Source organism: Archaeoglobus veneficus SNP6 (genome assembly GCF_000194625.1).
GTDB lineage: Archaea > Halobacteriota > Archaeoglobi > Archaeoglobales > Archaeoglobaceae > Archaeoglobus_C > Archaeoglobus_C veneficus.
In genome coordinates, this window is the sequence record NC_015320.1 from 1,143,608 (window position 1) to 1,162,536 (window position 18,929).

The 18,929-nt window shown below is 46.5% G+C and carries 20 protein-coding genes; 13 read left to right on the plus strand and 7 right to left on the minus strand.

Going from position 1 to position 18,929, the window contains the following annotated elements; genetic code table 11:
- Window positions 1–34 precede the first annotated feature (34 nt).
- Genes ARCVE_RS10815 through ARCVE_RS06500 form a run of 4 tightly spaced genes read left to right on the plus strand, consistent with a single transcriptional unit; the run spans window position 35 to window position 2,956 of the window.
- On the plus strand, window positions 35–514 hold the full coding sequence (locus ARCVE_RS10815) for a signal peptidase I (RefSeq protein WP_013683969.1): 480 nt from the start codon (window positions 35–37) through the stop codon (window positions 512–514).
- Window positions 502–978, plus strand: coding sequence for a SipW-dependent-type signal peptide-containing protein (locus ARCVE_RS06490; protein WP_013683970.1), 477 nt, complete (start codon window positions 502–504; stop codon window positions 976–978). The genes ARCVE_RS10815 and ARCVE_RS06490 overlap by 13 nt, the downstream gene beginning before the upstream one ends.
- Before the next feature lie 26 nt (window positions 979–1,004).
- Complete coding sequence (locus ARCVE_RS10820; protein ID WP_052302973.1) at window positions 1,005–1,931, plus strand: signal peptidase I; 927 nt, start codon at window positions 1,005–1,007, stop codon at window positions 1,929–1,931.
- Between the two features lie 5 nt (window positions 1,932–1,936).
- On the plus strand, window positions 1,937–2,956 hold the full coding sequence (locus ARCVE_RS06500) for a DUF5305 domain-containing protein (RefSeq protein ID WP_013683972.1): 1,020 nt from the start codon (window positions 1,937–1,939) through the stop codon (window positions 2,954–2,956).
- 82 nt (window positions 2,957–3,038) lie between these two features.
- On the opposite strand, the gene ARCVE_RS06505 is transcribed toward ARCVE_RS06500, so the two are convergent.
- Window positions 3,039–4,106: a glycosyltransferase gene (locus tag ARCVE_RS06505; RefSeq protein ID WP_013683973.1), complete on the minus strand. Its 1,068-nt coding sequence runs from the start codon at window positions 4,104–4,106 to the stop codon at window positions 3,039–3,041.
- A 64-nt stretch (window positions 4,107–4,170) separates the two neighbouring features.
- Window positions 4,171–5,241, minus strand: a complete 1,071-nt coding sequence (locus tag ARCVE_RS06510) for a DUF373 family protein (RefSeq protein ID WP_013683974.1) — start codon at window positions 5,239–5,241, stop codon at window positions 4,171–4,173.
- Window positions 5,242–5,701: 460 nt separating this feature from the next.
- Here ARCVE_RS06510 and ARCVE_RS06515 point away from each other — a divergent pair, with 460 nt between their 5' ends.
- On the plus strand, window positions 5,702–6,925 hold the full coding sequence (locus ARCVE_RS06515; protein ID WP_013683975.1) for an NAD(P)/FAD-dependent oxidoreductase: 1,224 nt from the start codon (window positions 5,702–5,704) through the stop codon (window positions 6,923–6,925).
- A 2-nt stretch (window positions 6,926–6,927) separates the two neighbouring features.
- The gene (locus ARCVE_RS06520) at window positions 6,928–7,146 is read left to right on the plus strand and encodes a DUF1922 domain-containing protein (RefSeq protein WP_013683976.1); all 219 of its coding nucleotides are present in this window, start codon (window positions 6,928–6,930) and stop codon (window positions 7,144–7,146) included.
- A gap of 58 nt (window positions 7,147–7,204) precedes the next feature.
- On the opposite strand, the gene ARCVE_RS06525 is transcribed toward ARCVE_RS06520, so the two are convergent.
- From ARCVE_RS06525 to ARCVE_RS06540, 4 genes are all read right to left on the minus strand, one after another.
- Window positions 7,205–7,408 carry a histone family protein gene (locus tag ARCVE_RS06525; protein ID WP_013683977.1) on the minus strand — a complete coding sequence of 68 codons (204 nt, stop codon included), beginning with the start codon at window positions 7,406–7,408 and terminating at the stop codon, window positions 7,205–7,207.
- A gap of 232 nt (window positions 7,409–7,640) precedes the next feature.
- Window positions 7,641–8,297 (minus strand): NADPH-dependent F420 reductase, encoded by a 657-nt coding sequence (npdG, locus tag ARCVE_RS06530; protein ID WP_013683978.1) that lies wholly within the window; start codon window positions 8,295–8,297, stop codon window positions 7,641–7,643.
- Window positions 8,298–8,417: 120 nt separating this feature from the next.
- Window positions 8,418–9,656: an isocitrate dehydrogenase (NADP(+)) gene (icd, locus tag ARCVE_RS06535; protein ID WP_013683979.1), complete on the minus strand. Its 1,239-nt coding sequence runs from the start codon at window positions 9,654–9,656 to the stop codon at window positions 8,418–8,420.
- 22 nt (window positions 9,657–9,678) lie between these two features.
- Window positions 9,679–12,252, minus strand: coding sequence for a cation-translocating P-type ATPase (locus tag ARCVE_RS06540; protein WP_013683980.1), 2,574 nt, complete (start codon window positions 12,250–12,252; stop codon window positions 9,679–9,681).
- 100 nt (window positions 12,253–12,352) lie between these two features.
- Between ARCVE_RS06540 and ARCVE_RS06545 the strand changes: the two genes are divergently transcribed.
- From ARCVE_RS06545 to ARCVE_RS06555, 3 genes are all read left to right on the plus strand, one after another.
- On the plus strand, window positions 12,353–13,372 hold the full coding sequence (locus ARCVE_RS06545) for a cytochrome c3 family protein (RefSeq protein ID WP_013683981.1): 1,020 nt from the start codon (window positions 12,353–12,355) through the stop codon (window positions 13,370–13,372).
- Window positions 13,369–14,052 (plus strand): cytochrome b/b6 domain-containing protein, encoded by a 684-nt coding sequence (locus ARCVE_RS06550; protein ID WP_013683982.1) that lies wholly within the window; start codon window positions 13,369–13,371, stop codon window positions 14,050–14,052. The genes ARCVE_RS06545 and ARCVE_RS06550 overlap by 4 nt, the downstream gene beginning before the upstream one ends.
- Window positions 14,053–14,431: 379 nt before the next feature.
- The gene (locus ARCVE_RS06555; RefSeq protein ID WP_013682893.1) at window positions 14,432–15,070 is read left to right on the plus strand and encodes an IS6 family transposase; all 639 of its coding nucleotides are present in this window, start codon (window positions 14,432–14,434) and stop codon (window positions 15,068–15,070) included.
- 112 nt (window positions 15,071–15,182) lie between these two features.
- Here the strand turns inward: ARCVE_RS06555 and ARCVE_RS10825 are convergent, their stop codons facing one another.
- Window positions 15,183–15,707: a type IV pilin gene (locus tag ARCVE_RS10825; RefSeq protein ID WP_013683983.1), complete on the minus strand. Its 525-nt coding sequence runs from the start codon at window positions 15,705–15,707 to the stop codon at window positions 15,183–15,185.
- Window positions 15,708–16,005: 298 nt separating this feature from the next.
- Between ARCVE_RS10825 and fdhD the strand changes: the two genes are divergently transcribed.
- From fdhD to rpiA, 4 genes are read left to right on the plus strand one after another with little or no spacing between them, the layout of a single operon-like run.
- Window positions 16,006–16,677: a formate dehydrogenase accessory sulfurtransferase FdhD gene (gene fdhD, locus ARCVE_RS06565; RefSeq protein WP_013683984.1), complete on the plus strand. Its 672-nt coding sequence runs from the start codon at window positions 16,006–16,008 to the stop codon at window positions 16,675–16,677.
- Window positions 16,661–17,434: an ATP-dependent sacrificial sulfur transferase LarE gene (larE, locus tag ARCVE_RS06570; protein ID WP_013683985.1), complete on the plus strand. Its 774-nt coding sequence runs from the start codon at window positions 16,661–16,663 to the stop codon at window positions 17,432–17,434. Before fdhD ends, larE begins: the two co-directional genes overlap by 17 nt.
- Window positions 17,435–17,445: 11 nt before the next feature.
- Window positions 17,446–18,231, plus strand: a complete 786-nt coding sequence (gene surE / locus ARCVE_RS06575; protein ID WP_013683986.1) for a 5'/3'-nucleotidase SurE — start codon at window positions 17,446–17,448, stop codon at window positions 18,229–18,231.
- A complete protein-coding gene (rpiA, locus tag ARCVE_RS06580; protein ID WP_013683987.1) occupies window positions 18,224–18,898 on the plus strand; it encodes a ribose-5-phosphate isomerase RpiA in 675 nt (224 codons plus the stop codon). Before surE ends, rpiA begins: the two co-directional genes overlap by 8 nt.
- Window positions 18,899–18,929: the final 31 nt, after the last annotated feature.

Genomic DNA, 18,929 nt, shown 5'->3' on the forward strand with positions numbered 1-18,929 from the left:
CTTAATTTTTTATTTTTTAAAGCAGGTGAAAGTCGTGGCTCAAGCAGCGAAAATAGTTCTGCTTTGTGTGGCTGTGTTTGTCACTCTATCTATAGCACTCGTCTTATCCCAGGCTCGGTTTCTGACAGTCACGGGAACAAGCATGGAGCCAGCAATAACTCAAAACGACATTGTACTTGTGTTGCCTGTTAATTCAGATGAAATAAAAGCTGGAAAAGTGATAGTTTACAGGCATGAAGTTGATGGCAAAACGTATCAGTTCGTGCACAGGGTTGTAGAGGTAAACGGAAAATCGTTGTTGACGAAGGGCGATTCTCTGAGTACCGTTGATAATTATGTTGTAAGGTCTGATGACGTTGTCGGAGTGGTCGTGTTCAAGATACCGTATGCTGGATGGTTTGTGAGATTTATGAATACTGTTTGGGGTTACGTGCTGTTCATACTCATGCCGGGTACGGCTTTGATTATATTTGAAATTAGACAAATATGGAGGGAAATAAAATGCAAAAACTGAAAATTGCCTTAATTGTAGTCATAGCAATCGCTCTGTTGAAAGTTTATCCAACACACTCATACTTCAGTGATGTTGAAACATCAACCGGTGTTTTCAAAGCTGGTGTGTGGTGTAAATCTGAACATTTCCATGCGGATACATCTTGTGCAAAATTTAGCAACTGTTTTAGCAGCTGTTACATGCACGGCATCTCTATCAAAAATAGTGGAGACGTGCCTATTGACGTTCGTGGAATTGAGTTGAGATATGCTGGAGGAAATGTCACAAAAATAACCATTGGAAACTGCACCTTCTGGAGCGGAAGCTCCTCAAGCAGTATTTTTAGTGGACTCTGCACGCTAATGCCGGGAGAAAGGAAAGGACTGAGGATAACTTTCGATTCAAACGTCAGCGTAACGGAAATTATATTTACCTTTGACGACAGCTCTTCCAAAGGATTTCAGATCAGTGCAAGCTCTTGCTGAGTGCTTGCGGGGAGCTGATTAAAAGGATGAAAAAGTTGGCTGTTGCCCTATTGATGGCTATACTTGCACTTGCTTTTCCGGTGGTGTCGGACATAGCTACTGGAAAGCTGACATCTCTGATTGTTCTTAGCGGAAGCATGCATCCTATTATGCAGGTGGGGGACGTGGTTGTTGTAAAACGCTGTAATCCAGAGTGCCTGGTAGCAGGAGACATAATTGCATTTAAGGATCCGTCTGACAGAGAGAATATCATAATAACTCACAGAGCAATAGAGGTTTTTACCGAGGATGGTAAATTAACCGGTTTCAGGACAAAAGGCGATGCAAACGAAGAGCCTGACGAGTTTGTGGTTGATAGGGAGGACATTATTGGAAAAGCAGTCTTTATAGTTCCGCTTGTCGGATACCTGTTTGAAGCCTACCATTCCAAAAATTTCCTTGCCTACTTTACTCTGATCATACTGCCAGCGTTTATGCTTACAGTAGGCGAGATGAGAAAAATCTTCTCTTATAACCTGCAAACTGAAAGGAAGACTGAAAAAGAAGGAATAAGGAAGAAGCGAAAGTACACAGTCATCAGAAAGAGAAGGTTCTTCGCGATATACATTTCATTGACAGCAGCGCTTCTGCTTGCATTATACCCGATTACAGCGGTGGAAGGATCAGAAGTGTGTAACCACGGATTTCTACCATGCCTAATAATATGCGATGACATACCCGGCTACACTGTCGTTCAACCGGGTGAAACGGTGAGGGTAAGTGGAATTGTGGATGCTGTTCAGTATGTGGTTCCAGTTTTCTGGGCCGTCAGGCTTTCCGAGCTGAATTTTAGTTTACCTTTGGCTTTTACAGCCATATTCAGCTCGATTCTAACTTTTTCCATGTATCCACTATGGATACAGAATTTACCCGAACTTAGGAGAAAGAGAAGGAGAATTTTTGGAAGGAGATGAGGTAAATGAAGTACACAAAATATAGGATTATGTGTGAGATAAAAAAGAGGTTCTGGATCCTGACAGTGGTTCTGCTTGTTTCTTCTTTGCTACTCTCCGGCTACTGGTATTATTCATCCAGCAAGCCGAGATATGTTGAAGAGAAAGTTGAAGTACCGTTTTACACTGTTAAGGGTGGCTATACTGGCTCAGCTCTGGTATTGAAGGAAAATCCAGTATGGGAAGTAGAAGACAGACTCAGCGGACTTCCTGTTTATCTGTTGGGAATCTCCCCAATCATGGACGTGAACTTCAGCTTTAAAATTTCAAATCCGAATGCAAACGTTTCAATTAAGAGTGTTACAAAAGTTATCTACAGCTCCAGTTACAACGAGAAGTTGCTCTGGAAGAAAACTTATATGGAATTCACAAATGAGACCACAGGGAATTCTCTCGAAAGTACTTTTTCGATAAATATAACCGATCTCAGGAAAACGATTAACGATGTACAGAAAGCTCTTGGTTTTCATCAGGGTACAACTGAAGTAAAAATCGTGACTTGTGTGAATTACTCCGGGTTCGTTAACGGAGAGAAAGTCGAGGAAGTCAAAACCTACGTGATGCCGCTGGATGTTGGAGGAGATACATACAAATTTGAGAATGTCTATAACACTGATAGTAAAAAGAGAACAGAAAATAGAATCGTTGAGGTTGAACCACCACTAATCGATAAGATGGCCCCAGTATTTGTGATGACAGCACTTCTCTCCACGCTGGTGACGTTTTCCGCTGTAAAAATTAGATTCGACCCGAATAACCACGATCTCAGAAAACTAAAGATTGAAGAAGAAAAGAGCAAACTCGAAAAGTGGATAAGTGAGGGAAAGCTTGTGAATAACCCCGGTCTGATAAGAGTGGAAATGGATTCACTAAAGGGTCTTGTAGACGCGGCCATAGATACAAATGAAAGAGTAATTTATGACTCGGAGGTATCAGAATACTTTTTCATACACGGTGACGTGATATACATCTTCAGAGAGACGTAAATGCAAGCATTTCCTCAACTACATTTACCTAATTTTTCATCACTTCTGTATTATGGTTACAGAGAGCACTCTCAGAACTGCTTCAAACGATCCAGTCTCTAACTTCAACGCTCCGCCCCCTGAATCTTGCGATACCAACTCTGAAGAAAGCAGTCAGGCAGAGCATCATCCAGAGGGGCGAATAAAAGAAGTAGAACACAGGAAGCAGTTTGAAGTCTATTTTCCACTTCATTTTCAGCGCAAGAATTACCTCTATTGTGACCCAGACGAGGAACGCCGTAAGGGCAGCAAGCAGGTTCTGCAGCAGGTGCTTCTGGAAGAGGGCAAACATGAGCAACGCCAGAACTTTTGGAGGCAGAAAAAGCATCACGGGTAGAATCAAATACAGCAGCTTTGTGAGAATATCGTCAGATATGAACATATTAACGATGAAGCCAGCAATTGCCGGAAAGAGAAGAAACAGGGCTGGAAGCCACAGTGCTGGCCTTCTAATTATGTGTCCAAAATTTTCAATGAAAACCTCTGCTCCGCCAACAGCCCACCTCTCGCGCTGTGCAAACCACTCTTTCAGCGTTGACGGGGCTTTTGTAGTAGCCCTTCCACCCACCCCCACCTTAAAGCCGTGCAATCCCAACCTGATTCCAAGGTCTGTGTCCTCGTTTATTTTCCTCCTGAAGCCTCCGAGTTCGAAAAATACGTTCCTTCGTATCCCAAATGCAGCCCCGTTAAGACCAAGTGATGCTTTCAGCTTCGACGCGAGAGTGGCGACAATGTACATGTTCAGGTAATCTATGTTCGCAAGGTTCTGAATCGTCGTCGAGGCTTTGACCTCTTTACGCACCTCCACGGCATCGTACTGCCTGAGCATCTCAATAATGTCCTCTATATTACATTCGAGGCGTGTGTCGGAATCCAGAAATATCAGGATGTCTCCGGTAGCGAGCTTTGCAGCGTCGTTTAACGCCCTCCACTTACCCCTTCTTTTTTCGCTAACGCTCGCTTTCAGCCCGTATTTCTCTATAACTTCGAGTAACTCCTTCTCAGGCTCATCAGCAGCAACAATAACCTCACAACGCTTTCCAAATCTCCTGACGTTGTGCTCTATGCAGCCTGCATGCCTGTACGCAGCTATGATGATGGAAACGTTCACGCCCCCTCCATTTTTGCGGGGAATTAAAAAATTCCGAAAGTGTCGGAAAATGTCAAAGATAGAACTATGCTCTCTTCGTCAGGGGTATGATGGCCATGAGAGTTATAAGTACAGCCCCGAAGATCGAGAACAGCAGATACTGAAGAGCAGAATCCTGCTCAACACCAATCCCGCTGCCTGAGAGTATAAATACACTCGCCCCCCACAGCACGAGGCCTGTTGAGATCAGGAGGAACGGTATTGCAAGCTGCTTTATGAATGGCTTCTTCTCGAGTATGAGGTCAAATATCTTACCGAAAGTTGCGGCAATTCCTCCTGCAACAACCCACCATATGGAGCCATATATGAATGATGTTATGAGGGTGATGACTCCGGGCGCAATCGGCTGGTTGTAAACCCTCCAGACCATGTTGAGGCCCTGTATCGTTCCGATGACGATGAGAATTGCCGAGATTACGTACGCAATGAACGACATTCTGCCCTCGAGCAGTGCCTTTTTCAGCGTTGAGAAGTAGTCTTCCACAACGTCCTCGAGGCCGTAGGCCTTTATCAGAAAGTAAAACCCTATTGCAAAGATTATGGCTCCGGTACCCCATTCAGGATACCTTGCAAGCAGAAATATCGAGTAGATGAGGAAGAGAATGCCGAGAGGTGTTAAGGTCATGCGCGCTATCTTCGGGTCGTTCAGCATCCTCTTTATCAGGAAGTAGGTGCTCTCTATGGTTTTGCTCTGCTTTACAATAATCCTTGATACCGCATCAATTTTGAACCTTGAGGAAATTATAGGCAGCACGAACTCGTCCTCGCTGCCGTCAGTCACTACGATGGCGCTTGTTGCACCAAACTTCCTTGCGAGCATGTCGAGCTGCTCCGCAATCTTCGAATCGGAGATGACTCCAACGTTTTCGTCTCCGCAAACTGTAACAACCTCAACGTCTTCGCCTTTTTCCTTAAGCTCGTCGTATATCTTAACAGCTCCAAACATCGTGTTTACGTCTGAATCCTCGGGATCTGCTATTGCAAGCTTTATCGCGGCCTGAATGTTCGCCTCTCTTCCGATGACAGGCGAAGGTATCCCCGTCTTCCTGCCAAGGTCGTCATCCCTGTCTATAGCGAGAACGAGTTTCTTAACCATTCACTTCATTCTTTTTACGGAAAATATATAAGCTTACTGTATCGCAAAGTCGCGTCCGTTGCAGTAAGATGTTTCACAGTTAACTCTGGCTTTTTTCCACATTAAGCCCGATTCACGATTATCGCCTGATTTCTGGAGATGCTTTAACTCAGTTTTTCCGCTTCAGTTACTTCCTGAACAATTCTTTCGGCAACCCATGCTCCCTATCTCCAGGCATGCGTTCAAGCACGTCTTTCGCGGAACAATAAGTATTACTTTTCGCGTCAAATTTTTCTCAATATCATATATCTTAGCCACTTCATACATAAGTACGACCACGGTCAGGATATCCCTGATCATACCTTTACCATTCTCTACTGGACAAGACTTGGAGACGATCAATTTGAATTACAAATTGATGCCCTGAGTTTGCCCACATCACCTTGAAAACATTTTATAAACGCACTGCAGAGCCGGTCGTGTGAAAATAGCCATAGTTGGAGCAGGCCTGACAGGGTTAAGCGCTGCAATAGCACTTAAAGAATACGCGAACGTCGTAGTTTTTGAGAAAGACGACGTTGGCGGCCTTGCATCCTCTTACTGCCGGGAGTACTGCATAGAGAAATTTTACCACCACTGCTTTAGAGGTGATAACGCCCTACTCGAGATGATAAAAAAGCTCGGTCTCTCGAGCAAGCTCGTCTGGAAAGTTGCCAGAATAGGCTATGCCGTAGGCGGGAAGGTATATCCTCTTAACACACCATTCGAAATTCTCCGCTACCCCCACATGAGCTTTATGGATAAGGCGAAGCTTGCTCTCTTCACTATCAGGAGCAAGAGACGCGACTACACAAAGGCTGACAGCGTGAGCGTTGTTGATGGTATAAGACAGGAGCTTGGTGACAGGTTGCTGGAAAAATTTTTCATGCCTCTCCTGAAGGCAAAGTTTGGCGAGAGCTATCCAGAAGTCAGCTACGCGTGGCTTCTCGCGAGAGTTTCAATAAGGAGCAACAGAAAGTACAGCGGAGAGGAACTCGGCTACCTCCGCCACGGTTTTCACCAGCTCATAGAAAGGATGCGTGAAGACATCGAAATAATGAGCAAGGCTGCAAGAATCGAAAAAAATGCTGGATGGGTCGTAAACGGTGAACGCTTCGATGCAGTGATATATACTGCTCCGCTCCCCGAACTTGATGAAAAAATACGAAAAGCTGCTGGCGTGCAGGATGTGAAGTATCAGAGCTCTGTTTGCGCGCTCATCGGGGCTAAGAAAAGCATTACCGAGGATATATACTGGACGAACGTTGACAGGGGGATCTTTGGAGCGATAATCGAGCACACACACTTCATGCCATTCGAGGACTATGGAGAGCACGTTATATACCTCGCGAGCTACTCTTCGCCGTCAGGATGGCTTTTCAATGCGAAGAGCGATGAACTCAGGAAGCTTTACCTCAAAGATGTGGCGAGGTTCGGGCTTGAGGAGAAGGACATCAACTGGATAGAAATATTCAGAGCAAAGTACAGCGGCCCCATCTACGAGAAAGGTTACTTGAACAAGATAACCCCCTACAGAACAGCCCTTAAAGGTCTTTACATAGCAGGAATGACCTCCAAGCCAAACTATCCCGAGAGAAGTATGAACGGCAGTATTAAGGCCGGAATGGAAGTGGCAGAGGTTGTTAAGGCAGATCTGGAGGTTTAGGAATGTTCGTTGTTTTCAGATGTAGAAAATGCGGCAGATACCTGTATGCAAAAGAGTCCACCAAAACGAAGATGTGCGTGTGTGGATGTAGAAACAATCTCAAGCGCGTAAGGAAGCTTGCGAGAGCTGAAACCGAACTCGAAGCAGGAGAAATCGTGAGAAGACTCCAGGGCAGTGGAACAGAGTTTGATAGTCTCGACAAAAGATTACGGAATTGGTAATCTGATTAACGTGCTCTCTGCCAGCAGCGACGCAAAAATCGAATAAAAAAAGGAAATTTCAGGTTCTAAGGGCAAGCTTGATGTCCTCGGCCTTAACAGTCTTTCTGCCAGCGTGCTTTGCAACCTCGATTGCCTTTCTGGCAATCTGGGTAGCCCACTCCTCAAGGATTTCGGCCATTGCTTCCCTTGCATCCTCACTAACTCTCTCTGCACCAGCCTTCCTTATCAACCTGTCAATTGGCGCAATAGGCAATTCTCCCATTTACACTCACCTCCTCCAATAAGCTGGTGAGTTATTCAACATATATATAGTTTTCGTTTGAACTTCCACCATATTGCCCAAAATTAATGCAGCATTAATGTCTATGACGCCAGGGTCGATCTGGCGATGAGCATTTACGTGTGAACACATGCACATAATTTCCACGGCACAGTCATCAAGCACATCTATCTGAAGTGTTCGATAGAAAAAAGAATACTAAAAATAATTTAGTCTATACAAATTTCACACTGAGGTCTTTTACCTTATTTCTTATGGATATATTAATCAAGAGAGGAGTCAGTCCTTCTACGAGCCTTGATGCGGCGAGGGGGCCCGCATCAAGTCCTCTTAATCCATCGATGCTGTTTACAATTTCCAGAACAATTCGTTTTGCTTCGTCATCGTCGCTGCAGACGGGGACATCCCACTCAAAACGTTCATCGAGATTCGCAAACCGTTCGGCCGGAACCGTCTGAAAGGCCGAAACAACCCGGCTATCTTTAAGAATAGATGCAATTTTCTCGGCTGCTGAACCTTCCGGAGGAGGCGCATATATGAACAATCTGCTCTTCTTTTCCATGGGGACTACAGGAGTTATGACGATCTTTCCTGCAAGATCTTCTTTGAGACTTTCTGCAGCTTTGTACACGTGACTGTAGGGGATAGCCAGGATGGCCACGTCTGACAGCTCCGAAGCTTTCGCATTGTCTGCTCCAGATATGACCCCATTTAATCCTCTACTCTCCAGCATTGAGGTGTACTCTTCCGCCTTTTGTCGGGCTTTCTCACCCTTTCTCGAACCCACTATCACCTCGTAGCCTGCAATCGCAAGCCGTAGAGACAGGCCGATGCCGATATGACCGGTTCCACCAAGAACTGCTATTTTCATTGTATCACCTACTGGACGTGCAATTTCACTTAATTTATCATTTTAGATTTGTGGTTAGACTTTCTTTGGGTGCCACAAATTATTTGAATTTTAACTTAATTAAACATAATTTATTAAAAATTAAAGAGATTGAAGGTTCTCAACTACCGCCTTTGCGAACTCCTTCGTTCCAACGAGGTTTCCGCCGACGTGGCGGTGGATGTCGTAGGTAACAGTTCCGCTCTGAATGGTCATCTCCACAGCTTTCTTTATCATCTCGCTTCCCTCTCTCCACCCGAGGTACTCGAACATGAGCGCCCCCGTCAGAATCTCAGCTGTCGGATTCACTTTGTTCTGGCCAGCGTACTTCGGCGCAGAGCCGTGGACGGGCTCGAACACACCCATCCCGTCGCCTATGTTGCTGCCGGGAGCTATACCCAGGCCACCAACCATCGCTGCAGCGGCGTCGCTCATGTAATCGCCATTGAGGTTTGGCATCGCGAGCACATCGTATTCTGCAGTTCTCGTCAGAATCTGCTGGAACATGTTGTCGGCAATGCGGTCCTTGATAACGATCTTCCCTTCTGGCTGCTCGCCGTTGTATTTCTCCCACAGCTCGTCTTCAGTTATGGTGTACTCGCCAAATTCTTCTCTTGCAAGTTCATAACCCCAGTCTCTGAACGCTCCCTCTGTGTACTTCATTATGTTGCCCTTGTGCACGAGCGTAACGCTCTTCCTTCCGTTCTGGATGGCGTACTGTATTGCAAGCCTTACGAGTCTCTTCGTGGCGAACTCGCTTATGGGCTTAATTCCTATACCCGAGTCTTCCCTTATGCTGACGCCGAACTCGTCCTTGAGGAATTTTATGAGCTTCAGCGCCTCGTTGCTACCTCTCGGCCACTCAATGCCCGCATAAACGTCTTCTGTATTCTCTCTGAAGATTACGAGGTTCACCTTCTCTGGCTCTTTGAGGGGGCTTGGAGCGCCCTTCAGGTAGTAGACGGGTCTCACGTTGGCATACAAATCGAGAACCTGCCTTATGGTTACGTTTAGACTCCTGAAACCTCCGCCGACAGGTGTTGTCAGAGGGCCTTTGAGCGCAACTCTGAACTCCCTTATCGCGTTGAGCGTATCTTCGGGCAAATAATTGCCGTAGAGCTTGTAAGCATCCTCACCAGCGTAAATCCTGAACCACACAATCTCTTTGCCAATCTTTTCTGCTGCAGCATCGAGTACCATCAGCGCTGCTGGCACAACATCCTTGCCTATTCCGTCGCCCTCGATGTAGGGAATAATCGGGTTATCGGGCACTATGAGCTTTCCGTCCTCGTACCTTATCTTTTCCCCCTCTTCTGGAGGCTTTATCTTTTCGTAGGCCATGCCCCCGCATCGCTGGTGGGCTTTAAAACTTTTGCCGAGTTGCGAACTTTTCGATTTCGGCAAGGAAGAAGACGAGGGATGTGACGGCGACAATTTTCAGCCACGTTTCTGATGTGAGAGGTGCTGTATGGAGCCATCCAAAGATGTCCGGTAGATGCGTGGCAGCAACTTGAAGGCCAGCCATTGCGGCGATTCCAGGTATTATGGCAGGGTTCCACCGCTTTAACGTTGTGAAAAAGCTCTCGCTGAGACTTCTCGAGCTGAGCAGGTAGAATATTTCAAAGAAGACGATTGTGTTCATAGCTGCAGTTCTTGCTGCATCCCCATCGCTCTGGCTGAAGTATAACAGATAAGCTCCCAGCACCATGAGTATCGAAATCCACGTAATTCTGAAGAGTATCTGCCTGCTGAGGAGCTCTTTTCCAGTTGGCTTCAGCCTGAGCAGCCCCGGTTCGCGGGGTTCGAAGACGAGCGTGGTTCCAAGCAGAATGGCCGTTACAGTATTAATCCAGAGAATCTGCACTGGCAGGATTGGTAAGGCAATTCCAATGAGGAAGGCAGACATCACCGAAAGAGCCTCACCCCCATTCGTTGGCAGAAGCCAGGCGAGAACCTTCTGAATTTTCCTGAAGACGTTTCTTCCTTCCTCTATGGCTGCAACTATCGTTGCGAAGTTGTCGTCGAGAATTATCATATCACTCGCCTCCTTCGCAACTTCCGTGCCGGAGCCCATGGCAACACCTATGTCTGCAGCTTTTAGCGCTGGAGCATCGTTTACACCGTCACCGGTAACAGCAACGATCTCTCCACTTTCCTGAAACGCCCTCACTATCCTGAACTTGTGCTCGGGCAGAACCCTCGCGAAGATTCCCACATCTTTGAGAGCTTTTCTGAGCTCTTCGTCGCTCATTCTGTCGAGTTCGTCTCCTGTCAGGGCGTACCCTCTTATCCCAAGTTCTCTTGCTATTGCGAGGGCTGTAGCCGGATGGTCGCCAGTGATCATCACAACTCTTACTCCTGCGTGCCTGCAATTCTTCACAGCTTCGTAACACTCCTCTCTCGGCGGGTCGATCATGCACTGGAATCCAAGAAAAACCATGTCCCTGAGGTGTTCCCTTATACTGAAACCCTCGACGTCCGTTACCTTGTAAGCGAAGGCGAGAATCCTCATTCCGCGCGATGCGAGATTCTCGGCTGCGCTGTGCAGCTCTTCGACATCTATCTCTACAGGCTCTCCGTTGACCATCATCTCAGAACACATGGATATAATGCGCTCCGGCGACCCTTTTGCGTAGACTATCGCGAGGCCATTGTCTTCGATAGCTGTGGCCATAAACCTTATCGCAGGATCGAAGGGAATTTCTCCGATAATCCTTTTTTCCTTCTCCAGACTTTCGTCCGCAATTGCTGCAGCTTCGAGAAGTGCAATTTCCGTCGGGTCTCCGCTCACAACGTACCCTCCTTCATCAGCCCTGTAAACAGCCCTGTTGCACACATAGCCAGCGAGAATCGTCAGCTTAACCTCTCTGAGCTCTCTAACCCTCTCACTCTTCAGCTCTTCAATCTCGTATTCCTTGCCACCAGCGTAAATCCTGACGACTTTAATTCTGTTCTGGGTCAGCGTTCCGGTTTTGTCAGTGCATATGGTCGTTACACTCCCAAGAGTTTCGACTGCTGGAAGCCTTCGCACAATGGCTTTCCTTGCAGCCATATCACGAACGCCGAGAGCGAGAATCATTGTAAGAAGAGCCGGCAGCGATTCGGGAATCGCTGCAACCGCAAGACCGACGGATGCGAGAAAGGTCATTTCAGTTTCGTACCCCCTGTAAAGACCTATGAGGAAGTTGAAGGCAGATAAGGCTATGATTATGAAGAAGATGTTTCTACCGAGTTTCTTCATTCTCCTCAGGAGCGGCGTCTCGATTCTCTTCTCCCTTTCAGTCCTCCTGGCAATTTTTCCAAGCTCCGTCTGGCCGGATGTTGCAACAACGACAGCCCTTGCGTAGCCCTCCGTTACAAGTGTTCCGGCAAAGACCATGTTTGGCCTTGTGAACCTTTCTTCGACAGCATCAACGCTCTTTTCAACCGGAACACTCTCTCCCGTCAGCAGAGATTCGTCAACCCTCAGGCCGTTTGCTTCGAAGAGTCTCGCATCAGCAGGAACCTTCATTCCTGCTTCGAGAACTATAACGTCCCCTGGAACGAGAAGTCTTGCAGGGATCTCTTTTTCGAGTCCTCCCCTGATTACTCTCGCCCTAACCTCGACGATTCTTTTGAGTGCTTCGAGAGTTTTCTCGGCCTTTCTCTCCTGAGCGTACCCTATAATGGCATTTACAGCGACAACAGCAAAAATTATGACAGAGTCCGCGAGCTTTCCGAGATATACCGTGAGAATTCCGCTAACGATCAGAACGTAAATGAGAGGATCGTGAAAGTGGAGAAGAAACCTGACGAGTTCGTTCTCTTTCTTTTCTCTGATCTCGTTTGGTCCGAAAACTTCAAGCCTCTTCCTCGCTTCCTCTTCCTTCAGCCCCTGGGGAGAAGTCTCGAATGTTTCGAAGACCTCTTCGTGGCTGAAGGTATGCCAGTCTCCCATTTGCCTAATTATGTCAGGCATTCCCTAATTAGTTATCGATTGTGGCCGAGTTTTCATCAAAATCGAAAAGGAGATATAGTCAATCAGGTTGCAGCGTAATATGCGGGGAATACTGGTTGCAATTTTGGTAATAATTGTGATGTTGATACATCCAGTAGCAGCCATCGAGTCTTCGTGCATGCAATGCCACGAGAGCGTTGCAGTGAACTACTCCAAGAGCCTCCATTATACAATAGAGGGGATAAAAACAGGATTCCAGCAAGGCTCCGGAAAGACCTTAGGAATAGATGTGCCAGCATACTGCCTGGACTGCCACGTGGAAAACTGCACAGAGTGCCACAAAGTCCACAAGCAGCTACCGAACATGACTGACTGTGTCAACTGCCACAAAGACCAAATCGGCGTTAACTACATTGGTTACCTTGCTGAAATGATGAAGAAAGCACCTCATGCGGACGTACACTACAAAAAGGGCTTCGAGTGTCTGGACTGCCACAGCCTTGACGAGGTACACGGCGATGGAAATGCATACACATTTGGAGAGCAGGCGGTAAAAATAACATGCGAGGATTGCCACATTAAAGGCCTCGTCGTGGATGGTAAAAAGGCAACACCTTATGACCCGAACATTCTCGCCCACAAGCTCCACCGCGATATATCCTGCTTTGCATGCCATGCTGATTACTACCAGACGTGCTCCAACTGCCACCTTGACACCGGCGAGTTTGACAAGCTAAGCACTGACGAGTTCCACATCCTGCGTTACAACGGTCTGCTCTATCCGGCCCATGTCATGACCACGAGTTATGAGGGCAAGACTTCAAAGAGCGCTGGAACTGTGATGCCCCATACAATCACGGCAAAGGCCAGAGATTGCGAAGAGTGTCACGACAAAGAGAAGGAAGTGTTCCTGGTTGGCTTTGATGGCAGGTTAGTGGGCCCGCCTGGCGTTGAACTTGCTGATCCGCCGTCGAAGCTTGCGATAGATCTGAGTAGCTTCGGCATCAACTTCAAGGTAGACATAACGCAGCTTGGAACGCTGATAATCCTCGCAGTTCTCGGAGGTATTGCTGTGCACCTTGCCAAGCGCAGGATTACTCTCGGGAGGTGGGTAGGATGACGCATCACGATAAGGAATACGAGACGATTGAAGTAGAAAGGCATTCGGCACTGTACCGCTTTTATCACTGGGCAATAGTCTCCACGGGCCTCATAATAGGCTGGACGGGCTGGAGGCTCGGAGGACTTTACGGCGTTTCATTTCCAGACATGGAGACGGCGTTGAATATACACCTGTATCTCGGCTTCGTCTTCGGCGCACTGTGGGTTCTGCTATTCATCTACGTGGTTCAGCACGAATGGGAGTGGTTCTCACCAAGACGCTTTCCCTACGCGATAAAGTTCTTCATTCAGGAGGCGCTCGCCTGGACGGGCATAGGTCCGCACATTGAAGACCCGAGGGGTTACGACCCTGAAAAGAGAGAGTACGTTGAAAAGCTCATACCGACAGAGGTCATGGTTCTCTGGATGTACCTTCTGATGGCAGCAATCATGGGTATAACGGGCTTTGCCCTTTACTACACAGATATATTTGCTCCGTTGATAAAGTTCGCCGATGGATTCGCACCGATCTTCGGCCTGCCAGATGGCTACACGCTGATCAGAGCTATTCACAGACTCGTCATGTACTTCTTCCTGATGACAATGCTGATACACGCGTACGCAGTCATAATCTTTGACGTCCTCGGTTCGATGATTACGGGGAAGAGGAAGGAGAGGGTTGTCAGGAGTAGGAAGTAAATTTTAACATTACCTTTATTTTTTGAGAGTATAGTTGATTCTGGAATCACCTTTCAGCTATAGGTGCTGTGGGAGACCTCGGAGCAAAGCTGTTCTCAACGGAGTTTGGTGGTTTAGCTGAGAACCTCCTACTCAGACACGGGCTCACGAGAGAGGATGCCTTGAAGGTTCGCAAGTAAACCAGAAAGGATCTATAACGATTTCTGGCTTTACTTCGCAATAGTGTGTTCAATTACTCTATTTTGCCCTTTCCGAAAATCTTTCTGCTTCTCCAGGTGGTGCGCTCACCTATGCTATTGGTAATTGCTCTGACGTAGTTCTACAATCTCAACCCAGGCAGTGTCAAAATAACAAAAAATAAATAACTAAGATACAACTTATGCAGCCTGCGCTAAGCCAGTTGGTAGATTACGTCAAGTCTACAAAAGTCTTTCGAAGGAACAGGAAAGATGTGGAACTTAAAATACTTGCAGCATTATTATACTTCTTTGGCCTTTCTTTGAGAAAAACAAGTGATTTTCTATCTTTATTCGAAGAAATAAGTCACGAATCTGTTAGGATTTACTACCATAGACTCAAAACAGTCTTAAAACAACCAGAAAAGAAGAAAAGAAGACTTGTTGCGATAGATGAAACAAAAATAAAACTGGAAAAGAAACAAATCTTTGTTTGGGCTGCTATAGACGTTGATACCATGGAATGCCTAGCTATATGGGCTTCTGGAGGAAGAGGAAGCTTTGAAGCTTACGTTTTCCTTAGAGAAGTTCTCAAGCATTGCGAAAACAAGCCAGAGATCGTTGTTGATAGAGGTTTCTGGTATCTGTGGGCTTTGAAAAGGTTAGGGCTGAGATACAGGCATGAAACGTTTGGTAGAAGAAATGCTGTAGAAGGATTCTTTTCGAGGTTTAAAGAGAGAACGAAGAGGTTCTGGAACAGATTTCCATTCAGGAGTTCTTTTGTCTCTGTACAGAGCTGGTTGGAGAGCTTTATGGCCTTCTACAACTACTGGAGGTGTTAACTTGACACTACCCTCAACCCAAACTGCGACACCAAGCCTCTATGAGTTTTTGATACTTATCTTTAAGGTATAGAACTACCTTTCCAAAAATAATATTAAAAATTAAAAAATTTTACGATACAACAATGCTGCCTTCCGTTATCAGGTTATTAGACAGCACATCAACAACCTGTACAGTCAACGATGTTCCTGAATCAACATTGTACGAAGCAGCCGCATTTTCGCTGAAAGTTATCCATTCACCAACGTCGAACATATTGTTATCTGCTGCTCCAGTACTTATTGTAGCATTAAGCTTTCCAAGACTAGATGTTGCAGTGCCAGAGCTATCGAAAGTTATGATATCAATGGTCGCAGTAGAGTTCTTTACTATTACTTTCATCTGTGAAAATGCTACAGATTCTCCGCCCTTGTGCTCCAGTATAAAAACATCCTCGCCACTGGTTGAAGTTAGTGTATCACTAGCGTCCTTCAACGTGAGTTGTGCTTGGGGCGCTGTTTTGGGCGCCTTTGTACCCAGCCCAAACACAAAGCTGGCAATGACTGCCGCTAAGATCACTGTAATTGCCACCATCAAAATGACGCCAATCACTGGAGACACTGCTTTCTCTTCCCTTACAAAATCTCTCCCTAACATGAGTTCACCTCCTCATTATAGTAATTAGTACAGGCCACCCTATTTAAGCTTATTGGTAAATGAAATGAGCACCACTATGCAACCAAAAACTACTATAAAATATAATGAAACTCATCCCATTTATCTCTTTCGATTATCGAACGTTTAAATTAAATTCTTCGTTTAAGTTTATTGTGAAGTTCATGGCATTGCAGTCGTTACGCGGACCTTTCATCAGTACAGAGCGTCCAAATACCCTCCGACTTTCAAGCAGCACTGACAACGCAAGTCTTAAGAAAGGTTTGTCGTTGTGACACTGATGGAAATAAAAAAGCTTGGAGATACTCTCGAAATTGCCGTCGAGAGAAACCTGAGAGTGACCGTAAACGACATCTCCTTTGGTATGGCGTGCACACCGTCAAACATAGAAGAACTAATCCTCGGTTTTATGGTAACGGAGGGTATCGCCAATCCAGATGGCGTTAAGGTTACAATCAATGGCGAGAATGTAGAGGTTATTATAGAAGACGACGCAAAAGTAAAAATTACGTCCTCCGGCAGCATTGGGATAGAGGAGGGAGAATTAAAACGGGTAAATGCAGGAGAGAAGTTTGGAATTGACGAGTTAAAAAGTGCCCTTGAGTATCTCGAGGTAGAGGAATACAAGCGAACGAGGGGGTACCACATTGCAGCAGTCGTAAGCAAGAAGGGGCTTGAGGCAAGAGCCTACGACGTTGGCAGGCACAACGCCGTTGATAAAGCCGTTGGCATGTGCATAAAGAAGGGCATAGCCCTTGACAGAACATTCCTTCTCATTTCGGGTAGAATATCGAGAGGGATCGCTGCAAAGTGCGTCAGAGCTGGAATTCCACTCATAGTTTCCAAAGCTGCAATTCTCGACTCAGCAATTGAGCTGTGCAGGCTAACAGGCCTTTCAGCCGTCTCCTTTGCAACCAACATAGCGGTTAAGGGAGATGCCCTCGAAATTTGAAGAGCTAAGGAAAATTGTAGGAGACAGAGTGGCCATAGCCTTCTCCGGCGGAGTGGATAGCGCAACGCTCGCAGCTCTCTGCAGGAAGTGGGGAATCGAAGCGATAGCCGTAACTGTAAAAACAGACCTGATGGCGGCAAGAGACCTTGAAAACGCAAAGAGAGTTGCAGAAGAAATAGGTATAGAGCACGTAATCGTTGAAGTTGCCGTTCCCGATGCTGTTCTCGAAAATACTCCTCAGAGATGCTATTACTGCAAAAAGACCATCATAAAGGCGATTAAAGACGTTGCAGAGAGCAGAGGATTCAGGGTTATTGATGGCACGAATGCCGATGACCTCAAAGACTTCAGGCCCGGACTGAAGGCTCTCGAAGAAGAAGGAGTGATCAGTCCGTGGGCGATGGCAGGCTTCACAAAGAAGGAAATACGGAGGGTAGCAAAATCCCTCGGACTTTCAGTCCACAACAGACCTTCGAACTCCTGTCTTGCGACGAGAATTCCCTTCGGCGAGAGGATCGAAGTAGAGTGGCTTAGGAGGATCGAAGGGGCTGAGGAAGCGGTTATAGATATTATAGGCGAGAGGAGAATCAGAGTGAGAAAGTACGGGAAAAACGCTGCTGTGGAAATAGAGGGTATCGAGGAGATAAATGATAAGAAGCTCGAAGCTATTGAATCTATTCTTAAAAAGCTCGGATTCGAAAGTATTACTTTCTCAGAATCAAAAACAGAATCAAAAACATTTTTCTGCAACAGGTAGACGTTGGAAGGATGGCAGAGAAGCCAAAAATTCTGCTGACCAACGACGATGGCTTGTATTCTGCTGGCCTCAGAGCGAGTTACGATGCGCTGAAAGACATTGGTGAGGTTTTCGTCGTCGCTCCGGCTGTTCAGCGGAGCGGAGTTGGACGGAGCATTTCTATAATGGAGCCCATACGGGTCTCAAAGGTAAGCGCAAATGGAATGGTGAGCTTTGCAGTCGATGGCACACCGACAGATGCAGTCATAATCGGAATTCACGAGATTATTGGAGAACTGCCAGATCTCGTCGTTTCCGGCATAAACCTTGGAGAAAATATATCCACCGAGGCGGTAACGACTTCTGGAACTGTTGGCGCTGCGCTCGAAGCTGCAACCCAGGGAAGCGCAGCCATAGCCATCTCGCTTGAAGTCCCGGACATTGACAAGTTCGAATTCGTCTTCAAGCCCTACAATTTCTCTCTCGCAAAAACCGTGCTCAGGAAACTCGCAAAGAACATTCTTTCAAAGGGGATGCCAGAAGGAGTTGATGTCCTGAATGTGAATGTCCCCTCAAAGCCCTCCGGCGGTGTTGAGATCACGAAGCTCGCGAGAAGACTCTACATAACGAGGATAGAGGAGAGGCTCGACCCAAGGGGGAGAAAGTACTACTGGATTGATGGTGTTGAAATTGATGATGCCGAAGAAGGTACTGACCTGCATGCATTGCGTAATGGAAAAGTTTCAATAACGCCATTAACCCTCGACTCAACTGCAAGGATTGACTTCGACAAACTCAGAAGGTGGTTGGATGAGTAACGGAAAGGCTAACGCTGCAAAAAAAGCCGTTGAACTTGTCAGAGATGGGGCGGTAATAGGAATAGGCAGCGGAACAACAGTTGAAATCTTCCTGAGAGAGCTTGGAAGGCGAATAGAGAATGAGGGGCTGACGGTTTACGGTGTGCCCTCTTCGTATCAGTCTCACATCCTTGCAACAAATAATGGAATTAAGGTTGTTGACCTCATCCAGTATCCCGAACTCGACATCTGCATAGACGGTGCAGACCAAGTTGATGAAAGGTTCAACTGTATCAAGGGTGGAGGCGGAGCTTTAACGAGGGAGAAGATCGTTGCTGCCGCGTCGAAGGAGGTTGTAATTATTGTGGATTCGTCAAAAATCGTTGACAGGCTCAACATGCCAGTTCCCATTGAAGTTCTCCCCTTCGCCTACGGCTTCGTTGAAAGGAGACTTTCAGCAATGGGCAGGCCTGTTTTAAGGGAAGGTAGCGGCAAGCTCGGGCCGGTCGTTACTGACAACGGCAACTTTATCATAGACTGCGACTTCGGCGATATTGATAAACCAGAGGAGCTCGAGAGGGAGATAGATAGAATTCCTGGAGTTGTGGAGTGTGGAATATTCTGCTCCGAGTTGATAGACGGAGTAATAGCCGGATATGAGGATGGAGCGAGGTTTTTGAAGAAGTAAATCTTTAAAAATATCCATCAAATAAGTCAAT